This is a genomic window from Roseateles sp. AC306, from assembly GCF_979253795.1.
The window spans coordinates 204,106-220,291 of the sequence record NZ_CEEDEB010000010.1 but is presented as its reverse complement, the minus strand read 5'-3'; the positions used below and the strand labels follow the sequence as shown (position 1 = coordinate 220,291).

18 protein-coding genes are annotated in these 16,186 nt (G+C 69.2%); 9 read left to right on the top strand and 9 right to left on the bottom strand.

Annotated elements, in window-relative coordinates:
• Positions 1-122: 122 nt before the first annotated feature.
• Positions 123-1,229, bottom strand: coding sequence for a PQQ-dependent sugar dehydrogenase (locus AC0IZJ_RS19660; protein WP_471853016.1), 1,107 nt, complete (start codon positions 1,227-1,229; stop codon positions 123-125).
• A gap of 83 nt (positions 1,230-1,312) precedes the next feature.
• On the opposite strand from AC0IZJ_RS19660, the gene AC0IZJ_RS19655 reads away from it, so the two are divergent.
• On the top strand, positions 1,313-1,570 hold the full coding sequence (locus tag AC0IZJ_RS19655; protein WP_471853015.1) for a hypothetical protein: 258 nt from the start codon (positions 1,313-1,315) through the stop codon (positions 1,568-1,570).
• Here the strand turns inward: AC0IZJ_RS19655 and AC0IZJ_RS19650 are convergent.
• Complete coding sequence (locus AC0IZJ_RS19650) at positions 1,567-2,295, bottom strand: zf-TFIIB domain-containing protein (RefSeq protein ID WP_471853014.1); 729 nt, start codon at positions 2,293-2,295, stop codon at positions 1,567-1,569. The genes AC0IZJ_RS19655 and AC0IZJ_RS19650 overlap by 4 nt on opposite strands.
• Positions 2,296-2,421: 126 nt before the next feature.
• Here AC0IZJ_RS19650 and AC0IZJ_RS19645 point away from each other — a divergent pair, with 126 nt between their 5' ends.
• Positions 2,422-2,985: a DUF3617 domain-containing protein gene (locus AC0IZJ_RS19645; protein WP_471853013.1), complete on the top strand. Its 564-nt coding sequence runs from the start codon at positions 2,422-2,424 to the stop codon at positions 2,983-2,985.
• Positions 2,986-3,001: 16 nt separating this feature from the next.
• Here the strand turns inward: AC0IZJ_RS19645 and AC0IZJ_RS19640 are convergent, their stop codons facing one another.
• The 7 genes from AC0IZJ_RS19640 to AC0IZJ_RS19610 form a co-directional block, all read right to left on the bottom strand.
• On the bottom strand, positions 3,002-4,642 hold the full coding sequence (locus AC0IZJ_RS19640) for a peptide chain release factor 3 (RefSeq protein ID WP_471853012.1): 1,641 nt from the start codon (positions 4,640-4,642) through the stop codon (positions 3,002-3,004).
• 318 nt (positions 4,643-4,960) lie between these two features.
• Positions 4,961-5,869 carry a class I SAM-dependent methyltransferase gene (locus AC0IZJ_RS19635; protein WP_471853011.1) on the bottom strand — a complete coding sequence of 303 codons (909 nt, stop codon included), beginning with the start codon at positions 5,867-5,869 and terminating at the stop codon, positions 4,961-4,963.
• Between the two features lie 53 nt (positions 5,870-5,922).
• A complete protein-coding gene (locus AC0IZJ_RS19630; protein WP_471853010.1) occupies positions 5,923-6,132 on the bottom strand; it encodes a LytTR family DNA-binding domain-containing protein in 210 nt (69 codons plus the stop codon).
• Between the two features lie 438 nt (positions 6,133-6,570).
• On the bottom strand, positions 6,571-7,887 hold the full coding sequence (locus tag AC0IZJ_RS19625) for a hypothetical protein (protein WP_471853009.1): 1,317 nt from the start codon (positions 7,885-7,887) through the stop codon (positions 6,571-6,573).
• Positions 7,884-8,384 carry a Dps family protein gene (locus AC0IZJ_RS19620; RefSeq protein WP_471853007.1) on the bottom strand — a complete coding sequence of 167 codons (501 nt, stop codon included), beginning with the start codon at positions 8,382-8,384 and terminating at the stop codon, positions 7,884-7,886. Before AC0IZJ_RS19620 ends, AC0IZJ_RS19625 begins: the two co-directional genes overlap by 4 nt.
• A 52-nt stretch (positions 8,385-8,436) precedes the next feature.
• Complete coding sequence (locus tag AC0IZJ_RS19615) at positions 8,437-9,159, bottom strand: P-loop NTPase family protein (protein ID WP_471853005.1); 723 nt, start codon at positions 9,157-9,159, stop codon at positions 8,437-8,439.
• A gap of 72 nt (positions 9,160-9,231) precedes the next feature.
• The gene (locus AC0IZJ_RS19610) at positions 9,232-10,155 is read right to left on the bottom strand and encodes a hydrogen peroxide-inducible genes activator (RefSeq protein WP_471853003.1); all 924 of its coding nucleotides are present in this window, start codon (positions 10,153-10,155) and stop codon (positions 9,232-9,234) included.
• 63 nt (positions 10,156-10,218) lie between these two features.
• Here AC0IZJ_RS19610 and panB point away from each other — a divergent pair, with 63 nt between their 5' ends.
• From panB to AC0IZJ_RS19575, 7 genes are all read left to right on the top strand, one after another.
• Complete coding sequence (gene panB, locus AC0IZJ_RS19605) at positions 10,219-11,025, top strand: 3-methyl-2-oxobutanoate hydroxymethyltransferase (RefSeq protein WP_471853001.1); 807 nt, start codon at positions 10,219-10,221, stop codon at positions 11,023-11,025.
• Between the two features lies 1 nt (position 11,026).
• Positions 11,027-11,860 carry a pantoate--beta-alanine ligase gene (gene panC, locus AC0IZJ_RS19600; protein WP_471853000.1) on the top strand — a complete coding sequence of 278 codons (834 nt, stop codon included), beginning with the start codon at positions 11,027-11,029 and terminating at the stop codon, positions 11,858-11,860.
• 1 nt (position 11,861) lies between these two features.
• Complete coding sequence (locus AC0IZJ_RS19595) at positions 11,862-12,500, top strand: peptidylprolyl isomerase (protein WP_471852999.1); 639 nt, start codon at positions 11,862-11,864, stop codon at positions 12,498-12,500.
• A 94-nt stretch (positions 12,501-12,594) separates the two neighbouring features.
• The gene (locus AC0IZJ_RS19590) at positions 12,595-13,293 is read left to right on the top strand and encodes a peptidylprolyl isomerase (RefSeq protein WP_471852998.1); all 699 of its coding nucleotides are present in this window, start codon (positions 12,595-12,597) and stop codon (positions 13,291-13,293) included.
• A 131-nt stretch (positions 13,294-13,424) separates the two neighbouring features.
• Positions 13,425-14,321 (top strand): alpha/beta fold hydrolase, encoded by an 897-nt coding sequence (locus tag AC0IZJ_RS19585; RefSeq protein WP_471852997.1) that lies wholly within the window; start codon positions 13,425-13,427, stop codon positions 14,319-14,321.
• Positions 14,322-14,340: 19 nt separating this feature from the next.
• Positions 14,341-15,387 (top strand): sensor histidine kinase, encoded by a 1,047-nt coding sequence (locus AC0IZJ_RS19580; protein ID WP_471852996.1) that lies wholly within the window; start codon positions 14,341-14,343, stop codon positions 15,385-15,387.
• The gene (locus tag AC0IZJ_RS19575) at positions 15,384-16,103 is read left to right on the top strand and encodes a LytR/AlgR family response regulator transcription factor (protein ID WP_471852995.1); all 720 of its coding nucleotides are present in this window, start codon (positions 15,384-15,386) and stop codon (positions 16,101-16,103) included. The genes AC0IZJ_RS19580 and AC0IZJ_RS19575 overlap by 4 nt, the downstream gene beginning before the upstream one ends.
• Positions 16,104-16,186: the final 83 nt, after the last annotated feature.

The following is a 16,186-nucleotide window of genomic DNA, read 5'->3' as shown; positions in this document are numbered from 1 at the left end:
CAGGGGAGAGCTTTTTGCTTACTTTTTGGCGGCGCAAAAAGTGAGTCGGCCGCCGGGACGAACCCCCGGCTGGGCCTAGCCAGCAACCAGCAGTTGGACAAGCTCACAAAAAGCTCTGCAACTCACCGCGCAGCCGGCACCACCCGCACCACCCGCCCATGCCCCTCCAACACAAGATAAAGCAGCCCATCCGGCCCTTCCCTCACATCCCGCATGCGCCCCGCATCCGCAAACAGCTTCTCCTGCTCCACCACCCGGTCATCGGCCCCCAGCTTCACCCGCTCCAGATAGCCGAACTTCAGCGAGCCGTTGAAGAAGCTGCCCTGCCAAGCCGCGCCGTACTTGGCGCTCTTGAGCTTGACCAAGCCGGACAGCGCAATCGACGGCACCCACTTGACGACCGGCTGCTCCATGCCGGCCTTGGCCGCGATGCCCTCGCCGATCTTGCCGCCGCCGTAGTTCTCGCCATAGGTGATGACCGGCCAGCCGTAGTTCAGCTTCGGCGTGATGAGGTTGAGCTCGTCGCCGCCCTGCGGGCCGTGCTCGGTCTGCCAGAGCCGGCCCTTCTCGTCCAGCGTCATGCCCTGGGAGTTGCGATGGCCGTAGCTCCAGATCTCCGGCAAGGCGCCCGCGGTCTTCACGAACGGGTTGTCGGCCGGCACGCTGCCGTCCTTGCCCACGCGCACGATCTTGCCGAGGTGGTTGTCCAGCGTCTGCGCGCTCTGCATGCCCTTGTAGCGCTCGCCCAGGCTAAGGAAGAGCTTGCCGTCCGGCGCCTCGACGATGCGGCAACCGAAGTGCAGCTTGCTGTCCATCTTGGGCTGCTGGCTGAAGATGACCTTCACGTCGGTCACGCGCTTGAGGTCGGCGCTGAGCTTGGCGCTGGCCAGCGCGGTGCTGTTGGTCTTCTTGTCGGCGCTCGGCTCGGCATAGCAGAAGTAGATCGTGCGGTTGCTGGCGAAGCCGCTGTCCAGCTGCACGTCCAGCAGGCCGCCCTGGCCGGCGTTGTCCACGGCCGGCAGGCCCTGGATGGGCGCGCTGGGCTTGCCGCCGGCCTTGGCGGTGCGCATCGTGCCGTCGCGCTCGGTGACGAGGAACTCGCCGCCGGGCAGGAAAGCCACCGCCCATGGCGTCTTGAGGCCGTCGACGACGGTTTCGAGCTGCGGGGATTGAGCCTGGGCGGCGGTCGCGGCCAGGGCGATGACCAGGGGAAGAAGGCGCTTGCTCATCGGAGGCGGAAGGCTGGAAAACGGGCCCGCATCATCGCAGCGCGGGCGGCTTTGCGTGCCCATGTCCATGGGATAACCCCGGCATGCCGCTTGCCATTCGACGGGTGATGAAGATGCAGCGCTATGCCCACCGCAACGGCGAGTCCGGCGTGGTTGCCTACGCCACGGGCCCGCGCGGCATCGCCGTGCAATTCGTCGATGGCTCGGTCTACGTCTACGACCTTGAGCGCCCGGGCCGCGCCCATGTCACGCAGATGAAGCGCCTGGCCCGCGCCGGCGAGGGGCTGTCAACCTACATCAGCCAGCACGTGCGCGACCACTATGCGAAGAAGCTCCGCTAGTCGTCCAACAGGCCGGCGACAAGACCCAGGCCGACGCTCAACAGGTCCACCGCGAAGATGCCGCCCACGGGTGCGACCAGGCGGCCGTTCTCACGCTGCTGGCGCGAGCGCTCCCTGGCCAGGGCGACGAGCGCATCGGCGAGATCGGCGGGTTGGCTGGCTGCCCGCGCGGCGGGCGCGGTGGCATAGCTGTGCAGCGCCTTCTCGACGGCCTGCGGGTCCAGCAGCGACAGCGCCGAGCGGCAGTGCGAGCAGGCGTCTTCCTTGCGCAGGTCCACCGGCGCGCCGCAGCTGCTGCAGCTGATGACGCCGACCTTGGCGGCAATGTCGGCAATCTCGGGCCGGGTGAGCTGGCGCACGAAGCCCTTCTCGATCATGAAGGACGCAAAGCTGCTGAAGCGCCCGTGCCGGCTCTCGCAGCGGTGCGTGATGAAGCGGCCGCTGCGCACGATGTCGAAGCCCTGCACAAGCTGCGTGCGGCACTGCGGGCAGCGCAGGCGCTCGGCCAGCGGCTGATGCCGGGCGTCGCGGTGGCGGTGCATCTCCTTGAACATCGTCGCGACGGCCGCGGGCGCCAGCTTGAGGTTCTCCAGATGGTCGAACCACAGGCCCTGGCAGCCAAAGCAGAGATCGATCTCCACGGTGCCGCTGTATTGGCCGGGTAGCACATGCACCTGCATGGCATCACCGCAGGAAGGGCAGGGTCGGTTGGATGGCGTTGGCATCGTGGGCTGAGATGGGCGTGCTGCCACCGATTTTGCGGCCCGATTTGCAATCAAGGGATGTTGCGACCGCGCGCGAACTGCTGCAATGCGCGCCTTTTTCGCCCGGCCTGAGGGCCACGACATCCCATGGATCACCCCCATCCCGTTCGACCCGCCACGCTGCTGGCCGCGCTGTCCCTGGCTGCCGGCGGCTGCGGCGCCGCACCGGTCATCCAGGTCAACCCCGGCCTCTGGGCCTCCGACAGCGAGATCTGGATCAACGGCAAGTCGATGACGCCCGGCCTGCAGGCGTTGCGGGCCAAGGTGCGCAGCGGCCTGACCGACGCGCAGAAGGCGGAGTTCGACCGCCAGCAAGGCGCCGAGAAGCAGGCCTGCCTGACACCGCAGCAGTCACGCATCGATCTGGCGAGCTATCTGGAGAAGTCGCTCGGCGACTCAGGCCCCTGGAAATGCGAGGTCAACGCGGACAAGCTGGACGCGAGCGCCGCGTCCGGCAGCTACGCCTGCCGCACCAGCGGCGGCGGGCTGACGCAGGGCAAGTTCTCGGCGACCTACGGCGCCACCAGCTACCGCTTCGAGCTCAATGGCCGTGGCAACGCGGTGGACGGCCGCACCGGCGAAGCGCTCAGCGCCACCGAGATGGAGCAGCGCATGTTGGCCACCGGCCGCTGGCTCAAGTCGTCCTGCTGAAGCAGGCGAGCCGGCCTCAGCCGTCCAGCCTTTGCTGGAACACCAGGCCGGCGTGCTCGCGCAGCGCGTGGAACTTGATCTTGGGCCAGTTGGCCTCGATGGCGCGCAGCTCGGGCGCGTATTCCACCAGCACCGTCGGCGCGTCGACGGCGTCGTAGGCCATGCGGTGGTCGTTGGCGTCGATGAAGCGCTTGAGCTCCTTGTCGCCGCCGTCCTCCGGCGCGCAGGTGACCCAGCGTGCCACCTGGAAGCGGCTGGGCATGATGCGCGCCTTGCAGCCGTACTCGTGCTCCAGCCGGTGGGCGACCACCTCGAACTGCAGCTGGCCCACGGCGCCCAGCAGCAGCACGCTGCCGGCGATGGGACGGAAGACCTGGATGGCGCCCTCCTCGCCCAGCTGCGTCAGCCCGGCGCGCAGCTGCTTGGTCTTCAGCGGGTCGGCCACTTCGACGGCGCGAAACATCTCGGGCGCGAAGAAGGGCAGACCGGTGTATTGCAGCGCCTCGCCCTCGGTGATGGTGTCGCCGAGCTGCAGCACGCCGTGGTTGGGGATGCCGATGATGTCGCCGGCAAACGCTTCGTCCAGCAGCTCACGCTTCTGGCTCATGAAGGTCACCACGCTGTTGGGGCGCAGGCTCTTGCCGGAGCGCACCACCTTCAGGTTCATGCCGCGCTCGAAGCGGCCCGAGGCCACGCGCACGAAGGCGATGCGGTCGCGGTGGGCCGGGTCCATGTTGGCCTGGATCTTGAAGACGACACCCGTGAACTTCGGCTCGGCTGGCTGCACGGTGCGCTGCATGGCCTGGCGTGAATCGGGCGGCGGCGCCAGCTCGACGAGGGCGTCTAGCACCTCCTGCACGCCGAAGTTGTTGACGGCCGAGCCGAAGAACATCGGCGTCTGCTTGCCGGTGAGGAAGTCGTCGTGCACGAACTCGGGCGCGGCGTCGCGCACCAACTCGATCTCGCCCTGGGCCTGCTCGTACTGCATGCCGAAGCGCTCGGCATAGGCCGGGTTGTCCAGCCCTTCCAGCACCTCCTCGGTGCCGGCGGCGCGGTCCTCGCCGGGGGCGAACACGCGCATGCGCTGCTGGCGCAGGTCCATCACGCCGTGGAACTGCTTGCCCATGCCGACCGGCCAGGTGAAGGGCACGACCGTCATGCCCAGCTCCTGTTCGATTTCGTCCATCAGCGCCAGCGGGTCCTTGACCTCGCGGTCCATCTTGTTGACGAAGGTCAGGATGGGCGTGTTGCGGGCGCGGCAGACCTGCAGCAGGCGACGGGTCTGCGGCTCCACACCGTTGGCGGCGTCGATGACCATCAGCGCCGCGTCCACGGCGGTCAGCACGCGGTAGGTGTCTTCCGAGAAGTCCTGGTGGCCCGGGGTGTCGAGCAGGTTGATGACGCAGTCGCGGTATTCCATCTGCATGACGGAAGACGCCACCGAGATGCCGCGCTGCTTCTCGATCTCCATCCAGTCCGACGTCGCATGCCGCGTCGCCTTGCGGGCCTTCACCGACCCGGCAATCTGGATTGCGCCGGAGAACAGCAGCAGCTTCTCGGTCAGCGTGGTCTTGCCGGCGTCGGGGTGGCTGATGATGGCGAAGGTGCGGCGGCGACGGACCTCGGTCTCGATGCGGCTGGCGGTGGATTCGGACATGGAGGAACGCTGGACAGGGGCTAACCGGCGATTATCGTTGCCGGTCCTTGGAGTCTGCGCGGCAGCGCGTGGCACCCGCGTTGGGCCTGGCTGGGGGTGCAGGCAAGGCGCGAGGAGGCCGCGGGCTCATGCCCGCAACGACGAGCAACGCCGCATGCGCCCCCAGCCAGGCCCAACCCGAAGGGCCGGGACGATTTGCGGGGCCATGCGGCGTTGCCGGCTCGTTGTGGGTGCCCCACCCACGCCTCGCCGGCGCCTGGCCTGACCCCGCAAATCGCCCCGGCGCGGGCGCCACGCGCTTCCGCGCAGACTCCCAGCTCATCCCCCCTGGAACGCCAGCTTGCGGTAGTGCTCCAGCCGCAGCGCCTGCAGGTGCGCTTCCAGTGCGGCGACCTCGTGGGGGTCGCTCGAGCGCGGCGCCGCCTGCAGCACGATGATGAAGCTGTTGCTCACGGCCGCGGAGCACAGGCAGGCCAGCAGGTCACACAGACCCAGCAGGTAGAGCTCGGCCAGGATGATCTGCAGCGAGGCCGGCGTGAAGACGTGGTGGTGCAGATAGGCCAGGTCGACCGGTTCGCCACGCAGCCTCGCCTGGAAGCGGTCAAAGGCCAGGCGCAGGTCGCCCAGGGCCATGGCATCCTGCGCACCGAACAGATGCTGACTGCCGGGCGGCGCGATGGCGCAGTGGCTGTCGGCGTCGAAGGCGAGCTGGGTGGTCTTCCAGCCGGGCGGGCCGAACTGGGTCATCAGCACGTCGCTGGTGGTCGTCGTATGGCGGAAGACGTCGAAAGTGCGCTGCTTGTGCGGTATGACGAAGGCGGCCACGCCGTCCGGGCCGAGCAGGGCCTGCAGGCTGCGCAGATGCTCCAGCAGGTTGGGCTGGTGCTCGATGTTGTGCGAGCTGAAGATCAGGTCGAACTGCTGGCCGGCCGGCACCTGGGCGGCCAGACGGCTGTCGGCGCAGACGTAGTCGATGTCGTCGAACAGGTCGGGCGGCAGCTCATCGAGCTTGTAGGCCGACTGCAGCTGACGGCGCAGTTCAGCGGTGTCGCAGCAGTCCGACACCTTCAGATTGGGGAAGTCGCGGCGGCGGAACAGCGGCGCGGCGCCCGGGCCGATCTCCAGGATGCGCGCCTGCGCCGGCATCGCGCCGCGGATGGCCTCGTTGAAGTTGACGCCGGGCCTGAGCTGGGCCCAGAGCCGGTCGGTGAAGGGCAGGTCTGACATGGCTTGCGCAGTGTGGGCGCGAGTGTGTTGCGCGATCCCGCGATAACCGGTGTTTACATGCCCTTGAAGCGCGCACGGTGCGCGCGGCTGACGGGCAGCGCCTGAGCCAGGCCGCGCAGATGCACCCACAACTCACCGTCGTCGCGGCGCTCGATGCGCTCGACGGCCAGCGCGTTGACGACCGAGCCGCGGTGCGCTCGAAGGCGGCCAGCGCATGCTCGGCATAGGCCGTGACGAGACGAGGCGCGTGCCCGCTGGCGCAAGCTGGGCCAGGCCCAGGCCGTCGGTCAAGACCTGGGCCAGCTCGCTGCTCAAGCGGTGGCTGAGCGGGCTCAAGGCGGCGTCAGATGGCTAGGCCGGGTGGGTCGGCCGGGATGTCCAGCACGACCTAGGCCGGCTGGCAGCCGAAGCTGCCGCGCAGAGGCCGGTCGTTCATGTTGTCGAAGGCGGTGCCGGGGCGCTGGCCGCCGTCGGCAAGCATCCACAGGTCCGCCGGGCCGCGAGCCGGTCGCCGCGCACCTGGGCGGTCAGCCGCACGCGCTTGCCGGCGTAGTCACCGCTGCTGATCTGTTGCATCAGCGTCACGAAGCCCTCGGTCCCGCACGCAGACTAGGCAGCGCGAGGCGCTGCCTGCGGGGCGACGGGGCGAACGCGCTCGGCGCGCACAGCAAGGGTCGAAAAATCGACATCAGCGCGAACGCTCAGGGCGCACGCAGCAGCGGCAGCGCGTCCAGCCGGCGCTCGATGTCGGCCAGCATGCGGCGGTAGGGCGGCGCATCCACGCCGCCGTAGGTCGCGATGAAATCGCTGGCGCTGAGGAATTCCGGCAGGTCGGCCACGTCGGGCATCAAGTCGCTGGCGCGCGCGCCGCGCGCCAGCCGCTCCTGCAGCGCCCGCGGGTCACGCCTGGCCAGTAGCCCCAGGCGCGTGCCGGCACGGTCGGCGGCGATGTCATTGAAGCTGAAGCCGCTGCCGTCGCGCAGATCGGCCGTTTCCTTGTACACGCCGATGGCGTCCGCCAGCGGCCCGCCGCCCTCCAGCGCCAGCACGGCGGAGATGAGGAAGTGCTGGGCGAAGTCGTCTCGGCCGGCCAGCGTCACCGTCACGTGCGCCGGCTGGGGTGCCGCCTGGATGGCCGGCACGAGGTCGGACATCCGGCGCCCGGTGGCCTGCAGCGCCAGCGTCAACAGCGCCGCACGGTTTTCCGCGATCGCATCGCCGCCGCCGCTGCTGCGCTGGCCGGCGAGGGTGAACAGCGGCGGCAGCAGGCGTTCCAGTGGCAGGGCGGCGCCGCCGCCGGTCGAGACATGCGCCTGCAAGGCACCGGACAAGGCCTGGGCATAGGCTGTCAGGCGCGCCTGTTCTGCTGGCGGCAGCACGGTGCCGAGCAGGCGCTGCAGGCCGTCGTCGCCCCATGCGTAGACGACCTCCAGCCGCGCTGGCGTCAGGCGCACGCGCCGCACCATGTCCAGCGCCAGCGCCGCCTCGGGGGTGGCGTTCAGGCGCTCGACCAGGCGCGGCAGCAGCCATGCAGCCAGCCAGGCCGGCACCGGCAGCCGGCCCACCCGCAAATCGTCGACGGCAGGCAGCCCGGCGGTCTCGCGCAGCGTGGCGGTGATGTTCAGCCAGGCGGCGACGGGGCTGCGCGGCACGGGCAGGCTGGCCTGCAAGCGGGCGCTGCCGCTGCCAAGCCTCAGCGCCGCCGACGCACCTGGGGCGAAGCGGCGGGCCACCTGGTCCAGCATGAGGTTGGCCTCCCGCTCGGACGCGATCAGCGTGCGCACCGGGCCGGGCGCCGGCCGGCGCGGGTCGTTGCGATGCAGGAAGCTGCGGGCCTGCGCAACGTCTGCCGGCGACACCCCCGCCGGCGCCGGCCAGCGCGGCGACCCCTGCACCGCCAGCGCCAGTGCCAGCAGGCAGGCGGCCAGCAGCGCGAGCGCCGCCCAGACGGCCGCTCTCAGGCCCAGCAGCAGCGCCGCGCGCAGGCGGCCGCGGCGGGGCCGGGCAGCCTCTCTCACTCCTCCAGCAGGCTGCGCAGCATCCACGCGGTCTGTTCATGCACGGTGATCCGCTGCGTCAGCAGATCGGCCGTGGGCTCGTCGCTGGCCTTGTCGACGGTGGGGAAGAGCTGGCGCGCGGTGCGTGCAACCGCCTCGTGGCCCTCTTTCAGGATGCGCACCATCTCCAGCGCCTTGGGCGGCTCGGCGGGTGCGTCCGGCAGGCCGCTGAGCTTGGCGAACTGGGCGTAGCTGCCCGGTGCCGGGTGGCCCAGCGAGCGGATGCGCTCGGCGATCGGGTCCACGGCCGTCCACAGCTCGGTGTACTGGGCCATGAACATCGTGTGCAGCGTGTTGAACATCGGCCCGACGACGTTCCAGTGGAAGTTGTGCGTGGTCAGGTACAGCGTGTAGGTCTCGGCCAGCAGCCTGGACAGGCCGGCGACTATTGCCGCGCGGTCCTTGTCGCTGATGCCGATGCTGATGGAGGGAGAGGCGATGGGGGGTTTCTTGGCCATGGGGGCTCCAAAAATAAGTTGGCGGCGAGCCTAACGGATTCAGCGGGCGGGCCTACACGCCCAAGCGCTCGAACTCGCTCTCGACCTGCGCCAGCCACACGCGCAGGCGCTGGCGCTCCAGCAGGCCCAGCTTGGCGCCTTCGCCGCTGGAGGCGGTGCGGGCCGACCAGAAGCTTGCGTTCGCCGCGTCGATCTTGCGCAGCACCGCGTCCTGCAGGTGCTTGAGCGGCAGCGTCCGGGCGCCCAGGGCCTGAGCGCGGGCGAGCTGGCCGGAGCGCTCCAGCTGCGAAAAGTCGTCGCCGCGCAGCTGGTTGAGCACCAGCACATAGCGCAGCCGGTCGCCAAAGCGGTCGAGCAGGCGGGTGAGCAGGTCGACCGAGTCGCGGCCGGCGTCCATCACATGCCAGTAGTTCACCGCCACGCCGGATTCGGCGGCCAGGTCCAGCACGCCGGACTCGTCCATCCAGCGCGCCAGCGCCTCGTGCGTCTGCGCGGCCAGGTCCACCAGCACGCGCCGGCCCGGCTCGGCCACGGCGCTCTCGACGATGGCGTCCAGCGCCGCGAAGTTGTCGACCAGCGCGGGCGAGGCGTAGTCGGCATAGAAGCGCAGCAGCGCGCCGTGGGAGCGGTCGGTGTCGAAGCCGGTGAAGGGGATGCCGCGGTCGATCATGTACTGCGCCAGCAGCCGCGACACGAGCGACTTGCCGACGCCGCCCTTCTCACCGCCAACGAAATGGATGGCCCCGGCCGTGGGGTCGACAGGAAGGTGGCTCATGGCAGGAGGCGCCTGGGGCGCTGGAGTTGCGAAGTTCGGTGCATTGTGCAGCGCAGCAATGTGGCTTGGCGCTTATTGCGACAAGCGCGCCACGCCGTCCAACTGGCAGGCATAGATGGCATTGCGCAGTGCCGCGATGGCCTCGTAGCGCGTGAAGCTGCGCCGCCACGCCAGCACGACGCGGCGCGTCGGCACCGGCTCGCTGAAGGGCACGAAGCGCAGGTGCGGGGACGAGTCGGCCAGCATCGACAGCCGCGGCACGACCGTCACGCCCATGCCCGAGGCGACCATGTGCTTGATGGTCTCGAGCGACGAGCCTTCGAAGCTGCGGCGGATGCCCTCGGCGTCGCTCGAGAAGCGCGCGTACTCCGGGCAGACCTCCAGCACATGGTCGCGAAAGCAGTGGCCGGTGCCGAGCAGCAGCATGGTCTCGCGTTTGAGTTCCTCGGCGCTGATGGACTCGCGCGTGGCCAGCGGGTGGGCAGCGGGGAGCGCGACGACGAAGGGCTCGTCGTAGAGCTGGGCCGTGGCCAGGCCGGCGTCGGGGAAGGGCTCGGCCATGATGGCGCAGTCCAGCTCGCCGGTGCGCAGCATCTCCAGCAGCTTCACGGTGAAGTTCTCCTGCAGCATCAGCGGCATCTGCGGGTACTGCGCGATGGTGTGCTTGACCAGCTCGGGCAGCAGATAAGGGCCGATCGTGTAGATGATGCCCAGCCGCAGTGCGCCGGCCAGCGGGTCCTTGCCACGCTTGGCGATCTCCTTGATGGCGCCGGCCTGGTCCAGCACCGATTGCGCCTGGCGCACGATCTCGTCGCCCAGCAGCGTCACGCTGACCTCGCTGCCGCCGCGCTCGAAGATCTTCAGGTCCAGCTCCTCTTCGAGCTTCTTGATGGCGACGGACAGCGTCGGCTGCGACACGAAGCAGGCCTCGGCCGCGCGGCCGAAATGCCGCTCGCGGGCGACGGCGACGATGTAGCGCAACTCGGTCAGGGTCATAGGCCCGAACGCTACACTGCGCCCGCCCCACAAGGGCCCCAAGGGTTTACACCGAGGTACCCCATGAATGAACGCAAGCCGATGACCTTGCCGAAGCTGGCGCAGATGCATGCCAGCGGCGAGAAGATCGCGATGCTGACCTGCTACGACGCCGCATTCGCGTCGCTGCTGGACGAGGCCGGCGTCGACATCCTGCTGATCGGCGATTCGCTGGGCAATGTGCTGCAGGGCCGTGGCTCCACGGCGCCGGTGAGCCTGGAGGACATGGTCTATCACACGTTCTGCGTGTCGCGCGGCCACAAGTGGGCCTGGATCGTGGCCGACCTGCCCTTCGACAGCTATCACGTCAGCAAGGAAGAGGCCTGGAAGAGCGCCGCCGCGCTGGTCAAGGCCGGCGCCCACATGGTCAAGCTCGAAGGCGGCGGCTGGACGGCCGAGACCGTGCGCTTCATCAGCGAGCGCGGCATCCCGGTCTGCGCCCACCTGGGCTTCACGCCGCAGACGGTGAACGCGCTGGGCGGCTTCAAGGTGCAGGGCCGTGACGAGGCCGGTGCGGCGCGCATGAAGCGCGAGTCGATGGAACTGGTCGATGCCGGCGCCGCCATGCTGCTCTACGAGATGGTGCCGGCCGCGCTGGCCGCCGAGATCACCGCCGCATCGCCCGTGCCCGTCATCGGCATCGGCGCGGGCGTGGGCACCTCGGGCCAGGTGCTGGTGCTGCACGACATGCTGAACATCACGCAGGGCAGGAAGCCGCGCTTCGTCAAGGACTTCATGGCGGGCAAGGACTCCGTGCTGGCTGCGGTGAAGGGGTATGTGGACGAGGTGAAGGCCGCGACCTTCCCGGTCAATGAGGTGCATGGGTTCTGACATGCAAGTGATACACACGATCGCCGAGCTGCGCGACGCGCTGGCCATCCACCGCCAGCGCGGTTTCGTGCCCACCATGGGCAACCTGCACGACGGCCATCTGCAGCTGGTGAGGCAGGCGCGCGAGCTGGTCGGCCCGGCGGGCGCAGTGGTCGCCAGCGTCTTCGTGAACCGCCTGCAATTTGCGCCGCACGAGGACTTCGACACCTACCCGCGCACCTTGGCCCGCGACTGCGAGCTGCTGGAAGGCGCCGGCTGCGACATCGTCTTTGCGCCGAGCGAGCGTGAGCTCTACCCCGAGCCGCAGGGCTACAAGGTGCTGCCGCCGCCCGAGCTGGCCGACATCCTGGAAGGCCACTTCCGCCCCGGCTTCTTCACCGGCGTGTGCACCGTCGTGCTCAAGCTCTTCAACATCGTGCAACCCACGCTGGCCGTGTTCGGCAAGAAGGACTATCAGCAGCTGATGGTGCTGCGCCGCATGACGGCGCAGATGGCGCTGCCGATCGAGATCTACGGCGGCGAGACACGTCGCAGCAACGAAGGTCTGGCACTGTCGTCCCGCAACGGCTACCTCAGCGAGGCCGAGAAGGCCGAGGCGCTGCGCCTGTCGCGCACGCTCAAGGCCTTGGTCGCCCGCTGGCAGGCCGGTGAGCGCGAACTTGCGGTTATGGAAGCCGACGCAATGCAATCGCTGCGCGACGCCGGCTGGTTGCCGGACTACGTCACACTCCGCGCTCGCCACGACCTGAGTGGCGCCGTGGACGGTCAGCCGCTCGTGGCCCTGGCCGCCGCCAAACTTGGTACCACCCGTTTGATTGACAACCTTGAAGTCTGAGATGAGCACGAACCGAATCCCTCGCCGCGCGCTGCTGGCACTGGCAACCTCCCTGGCCCTCACCGCCTGCGGCGGTGGTGGCGGCGGCGGCGATACCACGCCGACGCCCACGCCGCCCGCGCCCGTCGTGCTGACCGTCACCCACAAGGTGCGCCTCACGACCAACCAGGGCGTCATCGAACTGGGCCTGGACCGCACCCACGCGCCCCTCTCGGTGGACAACTTCCTGAAGTACGTCAACGACGGCTTCTACAACGGCACCGTCTTCCACCGCGTCATCAACGGCTTCGTCATCCAGGGCGGCGGCGTCGCCCGCAATGGCGCGGGCGCGCTGCAGGACAAGACGCCCACCTACGGCCCCATCGCGCTGGAGAGCATGAACGGCCTGGCCAATGTGCGCGGAACGCTGGCCATGGCCCGCACCACGGTGCCCGACAGCGCGACCAGCCAGTTCTATATCAACGTGGTCGACAACGCGAGCCTGAACTACCAGAACTCGGCCAACCCGGGCTACGCCGTCTTCGGCCAAGTGACGTTGGGTCTGGACGTGGTGGACAAGATCAAGGCGGTGTCCACGAACACGTCGGACATCCCGCTGGTCGACGTGACGGTCACCGAAGCGAAGGTGATCCCGCTCTGACCTGAGCCGGATTTACGGTAACCACTTGATTCAGCGTGTCGGCGGCATGCGCCGCCGGCCCGTTGGGCAGGCCCAGCCACTCCCGGGTCCTGCCATGCTGCGCCGTCTTGCCGCCCTGTCGTTCGCTCTGACCCTGGCCGCCTGCGGTGGCGGCGGCGGTTATCACGACCACGGTGGCGGTGGTGGAGGCGGTGGCGGGGGCGGCGGAACGCAGTACCCGCAGCCCAACCCCACGCCCAACGCGCCGACGCTGTCCTGCAGCGCGGCTGGCCTGGCCGCATCGGCGGCGTCGACCTGGGGCACGGTCTGCATGCTGACGAGCAGTGGCGAGATCGTGGTCGAGCTCTACGACACCTACGCGCCGCAGACGGTCGCCAACTTCTACAAATACGTCGCTGCGGGCTTCTACACGAAGACGCTGATCCACCGCGTCGACCGCGACTTCGTCGTGCAGGGCGGCGGCTACACGAGCGGCATGGTGACCAAGACGCCGCTGTACGCGCCCATCAAGCTGGAGAGCAACAACGACCTGTCCAACCTGCGCGGCACCATCGCCATGGCCCGCCGCAGCGACGCCGATTCGGCCACCAGCCAGTTCTTCTTCAACGTGGTGGACAACACCTCGCTGGACTACCAGAGCGCTACCAACCCCGGCTACGCTGTCTTCGGCCGCATCATCTCCGGCCTGAACACGCTGGACGCGATCAATGTCGTGCCGACCTACACCTACAGCCAGACGGACATCCAGCCGCGCACCGAGGTGCTGGTGTACTGGGCCCAACGCCTCAAATAAGGGCTGAAGCAGGCCCGTCTGCCCCGTCGGCGCGCCACTCGTCCGCCCTTCTCGCCGCTCGTCATCGGGCCGCTGCGGGAGGCGGGCGGGCTGGGCAACATGCGCTCCATCGCAACCTAGATGGAGACACCATGTTCAGCAGCAAGCGTTCCTGGGCCGGCCTGTTCGGCGCCGCAGTCGGCATCCTGACGGCTCTGTACGTCAGCCACAGCCAGGCCGCGCCGGTGGAGTTCCGGGATCTGCGCGTCGAGGTCGTCGGCCAGGGCCGGCCCGTCGTCATGATCCCCGGCCTGAACAGCGCCGCCAGCGTCTGGACCGAGACCTGCGCCGCGCTGCAGCCCGGCGTGCAATGCCACATCGTGCAGCTGCCCGGCTTCGCGGGCGCGCCGGCGGTGACGACCGACAACTTCATGAACGGCATGCGCGACCGCCTGCTGGCCTACCTGGACGACCGCAAGCTGGCACAGCCTGTCGTCATCGGCCACAGCCTGGGCGGCACGCTGGCCCTGCAGATGGCGGCCGAGAAGCCCGGCCGCATCGAACGCCTCGTCATCGTCGACAGCCTGCCCTTCCTCGCCGGCATCCGCGGCATGACGCCGGAGGCAGCGCGCGGCGTGGCCGCCGGCATGCGCCAGCAGATGCTGGGCGCGACCCAGGAGCAGTGGGAGGCCGGCACCCGCCAGGGCGCGGGCGGCATGAGCCGCAACCCGGCCAATGCCGAGCGCGTCGTCGCCTGGGGCCTGGCCAGTGACCGCGCGACGACGGCGCAGGCCATGTCCGAGCTGTGGGGCGACGACCTGCGCCCGCTGCTGCCCAAGATCACCGCGCCGACGCTGGTGCTGGGCGCCTGGGCAGCTTTCGAGTCCATGGGCTCTACGCTGGCGAGCACGCAAGCCACATTCGAAGCGCAGTACGCCGGCCTGAAGGGCACCAAGGTGGTCATGAGCCCGCGCGGCTATCACTTCCTCATGTGGGACGATGCCGACTGGCTGGTGGGCGAGATCAAGGGCTTCCTGGCTGCCAAATAAAAACAGGAGCGGGGGAGACATGAACACGCGCAAGCGCAGTGCGATACAGGCGCTGCTGTGGAGCAGCTACGTCGGCATCTCGCTGGTGATGATTGCCAACTTCGGCCCGCTGAGCGGTTCCATGGTTTTCGTCATGGTTTTCGTCGGCGTGGGCATGTGGGTGATCAGCGAGGCCTTGCGCGCCCTGGCCTTGCGCCAGGCCTGGCTGGACCGGCCACCCCACGCCATGGTGCTGCGCCTGCTGCTGGTCCCGCCGCTGTTCGCTGTCGCGCTGCAGATACTGGCGTTCGTCGTCAACCGGGCCGGCGTGCTGGTGGGCCTGCTGGAGTTCCCGCCCGGCATGCCGAGGAACTGGCTGGTCCTGTTGGTCTACACATTCAACACCAGCATCCTGCTGTGGCTGTGGCTGGCCGTGTGGGGAGGCGTGCACATGGTCTCCCGCTGGCGCCTGGGCGAGATCGCCAAATGGAAGGCCGAGACGGCGGCCCGCGAGCTGGAGCTGCAGGTGCTGCGTGCCCAGATCAACCCGCACTTCCTGTTCAACGCGCTGAACAACCTGCGCGCCCTCATCAACGAAGACCCGGTACGCGCCCGCGAGATGCTGAGCCGCCTGTCCAACACGCTGCGGCACACGCTGCAGCACAGCGCCAAGGAGCGCGTGCCGCTGGCCGACGAACTGGCCGTCGTGCGCGACTACATCGCGCTGGAGCAGCTGCACCACGAGGAGAGGCTGCGCGTGGACTGGCAGGTCGACCCCGCCACGGCCGGCGCCAGCGTGCCGCCCATGCTGCTGCAGCTGCTGGTGGAGAACGCCATCAAGCACGGCATCGCGCGCACGCCGGGCGGCGGTGTCGTCGACGTGCGCATCGGCCGCCACGGCGAGAAGCTGCGCATCGCCGTCGACAACCCGGGCCACTGGAAGCCCGAGCCCGGTGCGCCCAACAGCACTGGCCTGGGCCTCGTGCACCTGCGCGAACGGCTGGCGCGGGCGGGCGGCGCGGGGGCGGACTGCCGCATCGCCGCTGGTGACGGGCGCGTCAACATCACCGTGGAGCTGGCCGCATGAGGATTTTCATCGTCGAAGACTCGCGGCTGGCCCGCCAGGAGCTGCGCACACTGCTGGCCGCCATCCCCGATGCCGACATCGTCGGCGAGGCCGCCGAGCTGGCACCGGCGCGCGAGGCCATCGAGACGCTGCAGCCGGAGCTGCTGCTGCTGGACGTGGAGCTGCCCGGCGCCACCGGCTTCGACCTGCTGGACCAGCTGGAGCACGTGCCCCTGGTTGTCTTCACCACCGCCTATGACCAGCACGCGCTGGCCGCCTTCGAGCGCAACGCGCTGGACTACCTGCTCAAGCCCATAGACGCCGACCGGCTGGCCGCCGCACTGACCAAGGCCCGCGAGCGGCTGCGGCCGGCGCCGGCCGCAGCGTCGGCATCGGCGCTGAAGGGCGCGGATGACATGGTCTTCCTGCGCGATGGCGAGCGCTGCTGGTTCGTGCGCCTGGGCGACATCGCCGGGTTCGAGGCCTGCGGCAACTACGCCCAGGCCTGGTTCGACGGCCAGCGCCCGCTGCTCGCCCGCACGCTCACCAGCCTGGAGGAGCGGCTGGACCCACAGCTCTTCTTCCGCGCCAGCCGCAGCCACCTCATCAACCTGCGCTGGATCCAGGGCATCGCGCCCTGGAGCAACGACGGCTACCGCGTGACGCTGAAGGACGGCCACCAGGTCGAGGTGTCACGGCGGCAGGCCAAGCTGTTGCGCGAGAAGCTGGAGCTTTGATGGGCCGTCAGGTCGGCCTGCAGCCTGTCCCAGGCGTTGTGCAGTCCGTCGCTTCCTTGCGGGCCGTCCGGCCAGCGTCAGCG

What these genes read in the sequence shown, in the direction of transcription:
- AC0IZJ_RS19660 (WP_471853016.1), bottom strand. Translation starts at nt 1,229, where the DNA reads ATGAGCAAGCGCCTTCTTCCCCTGGTCATCGCCCTGGCCGCGACCGCC.
- AC0IZJ_RS19655 (WP_471853015.1), top strand. Translation starts at nt 1,313, where the DNA reads ATGCCGCTTGCCATTCGACGGGTGATGAAGATGCAGCGCTATGCCCAC.
- AC0IZJ_RS19650 (WP_471853014.1), bottom strand. Translation starts at nt 2,295, where the DNA reads ATGCCAACGCCATCCAACCGACCCTGCCCTTCCTGCGGTGATGCCATG.
- AC0IZJ_RS19645 (WP_471853013.1), top strand. Translation starts at nt 2,422, where the DNA reads ATGGATCACCCCCATCCCGTTCGACCCGCCACGCTGCTGGCCGCGCTG.
- AC0IZJ_RS19640 (WP_471853012.1), bottom strand. Translation starts at nt 4,642, where the DNA reads ATGTCCGAATCCACCGCCAGCCGCATCGAGACCGAGGTCCGTCGCCGC.
- AC0IZJ_RS19635 (WP_471853011.1), bottom strand. Translation starts at nt 5,869, where the DNA reads ATGTCAGACCTGCCCTTCACCGACCGGCTCTGGGCCCAGCTCAGGCCC.
- AC0IZJ_RS19620 (WP_471853007.1), bottom strand. Translation starts at nt 8,384, where the DNA reads ATGGCCAAGAAACCCCCCATCGCCTCTCCCTCCATCAGCATCGGCATC.
- AC0IZJ_RS19615 (WP_471853005.1), bottom strand. Translation starts at nt 9,159, where the DNA reads ATGAGCCACCTTCCTGTCGACCCCACGGCCGGGGCCATCCATTTCGTT.
- AC0IZJ_RS19610 (WP_471853003.1), bottom strand. Translation starts at nt 10,155, where the DNA reads ATGACCCTGACCGAGTTGCGCTACATCGTCGCCGTCGCCCGCGAGCGG.
- panB (WP_471853001.1), top strand. Translation starts at nt 10,219, where the DNA reads ATGAATGAACGCAAGCCGATGACCTTGCCGAAGCTGGCGCAGATGCAT.
- panC (WP_471853000.1), top strand. Translation starts at nt 11,027, where the DNA reads ATGCAAGTGATACACACGATCGCCGAGCTGCGCGACGCGCTGGCCATC.
- AC0IZJ_RS19595 (WP_471852999.1), top strand. Translation starts at nt 11,862, where the DNA reads ATGAGCACGAACCGAATCCCTCGCCGCGCGCTGCTGGCACTGGCAACC.
- AC0IZJ_RS19590 (WP_471852998.1), top strand. Translation starts at nt 12,595, where the DNA reads ATGCTGCGCCGTCTTGCCGCCCTGTCGTTCGCTCTGACCCTGGCCGCC.
- AC0IZJ_RS19585 (WP_471852997.1), top strand. Translation starts at nt 13,425, where the DNA reads ATGTTCAGCAGCAAGCGTTCCTGGGCCGGCCTGTTCGGCGCCGCAGTC.
- AC0IZJ_RS19580 (WP_471852996.1), top strand. Translation starts at nt 14,341, where the DNA reads ATGAACACGCGCAAGCGCAGTGCGATACAGGCGCTGCTGTGGAGCAGC.
- AC0IZJ_RS19575 (WP_471852995.1), top strand. Translation starts at nt 15,384, where the DNA reads ATGAGGATTTTCATCGTCGAAGACTCGCGGCTGGCCCGCCAGGAGCTG.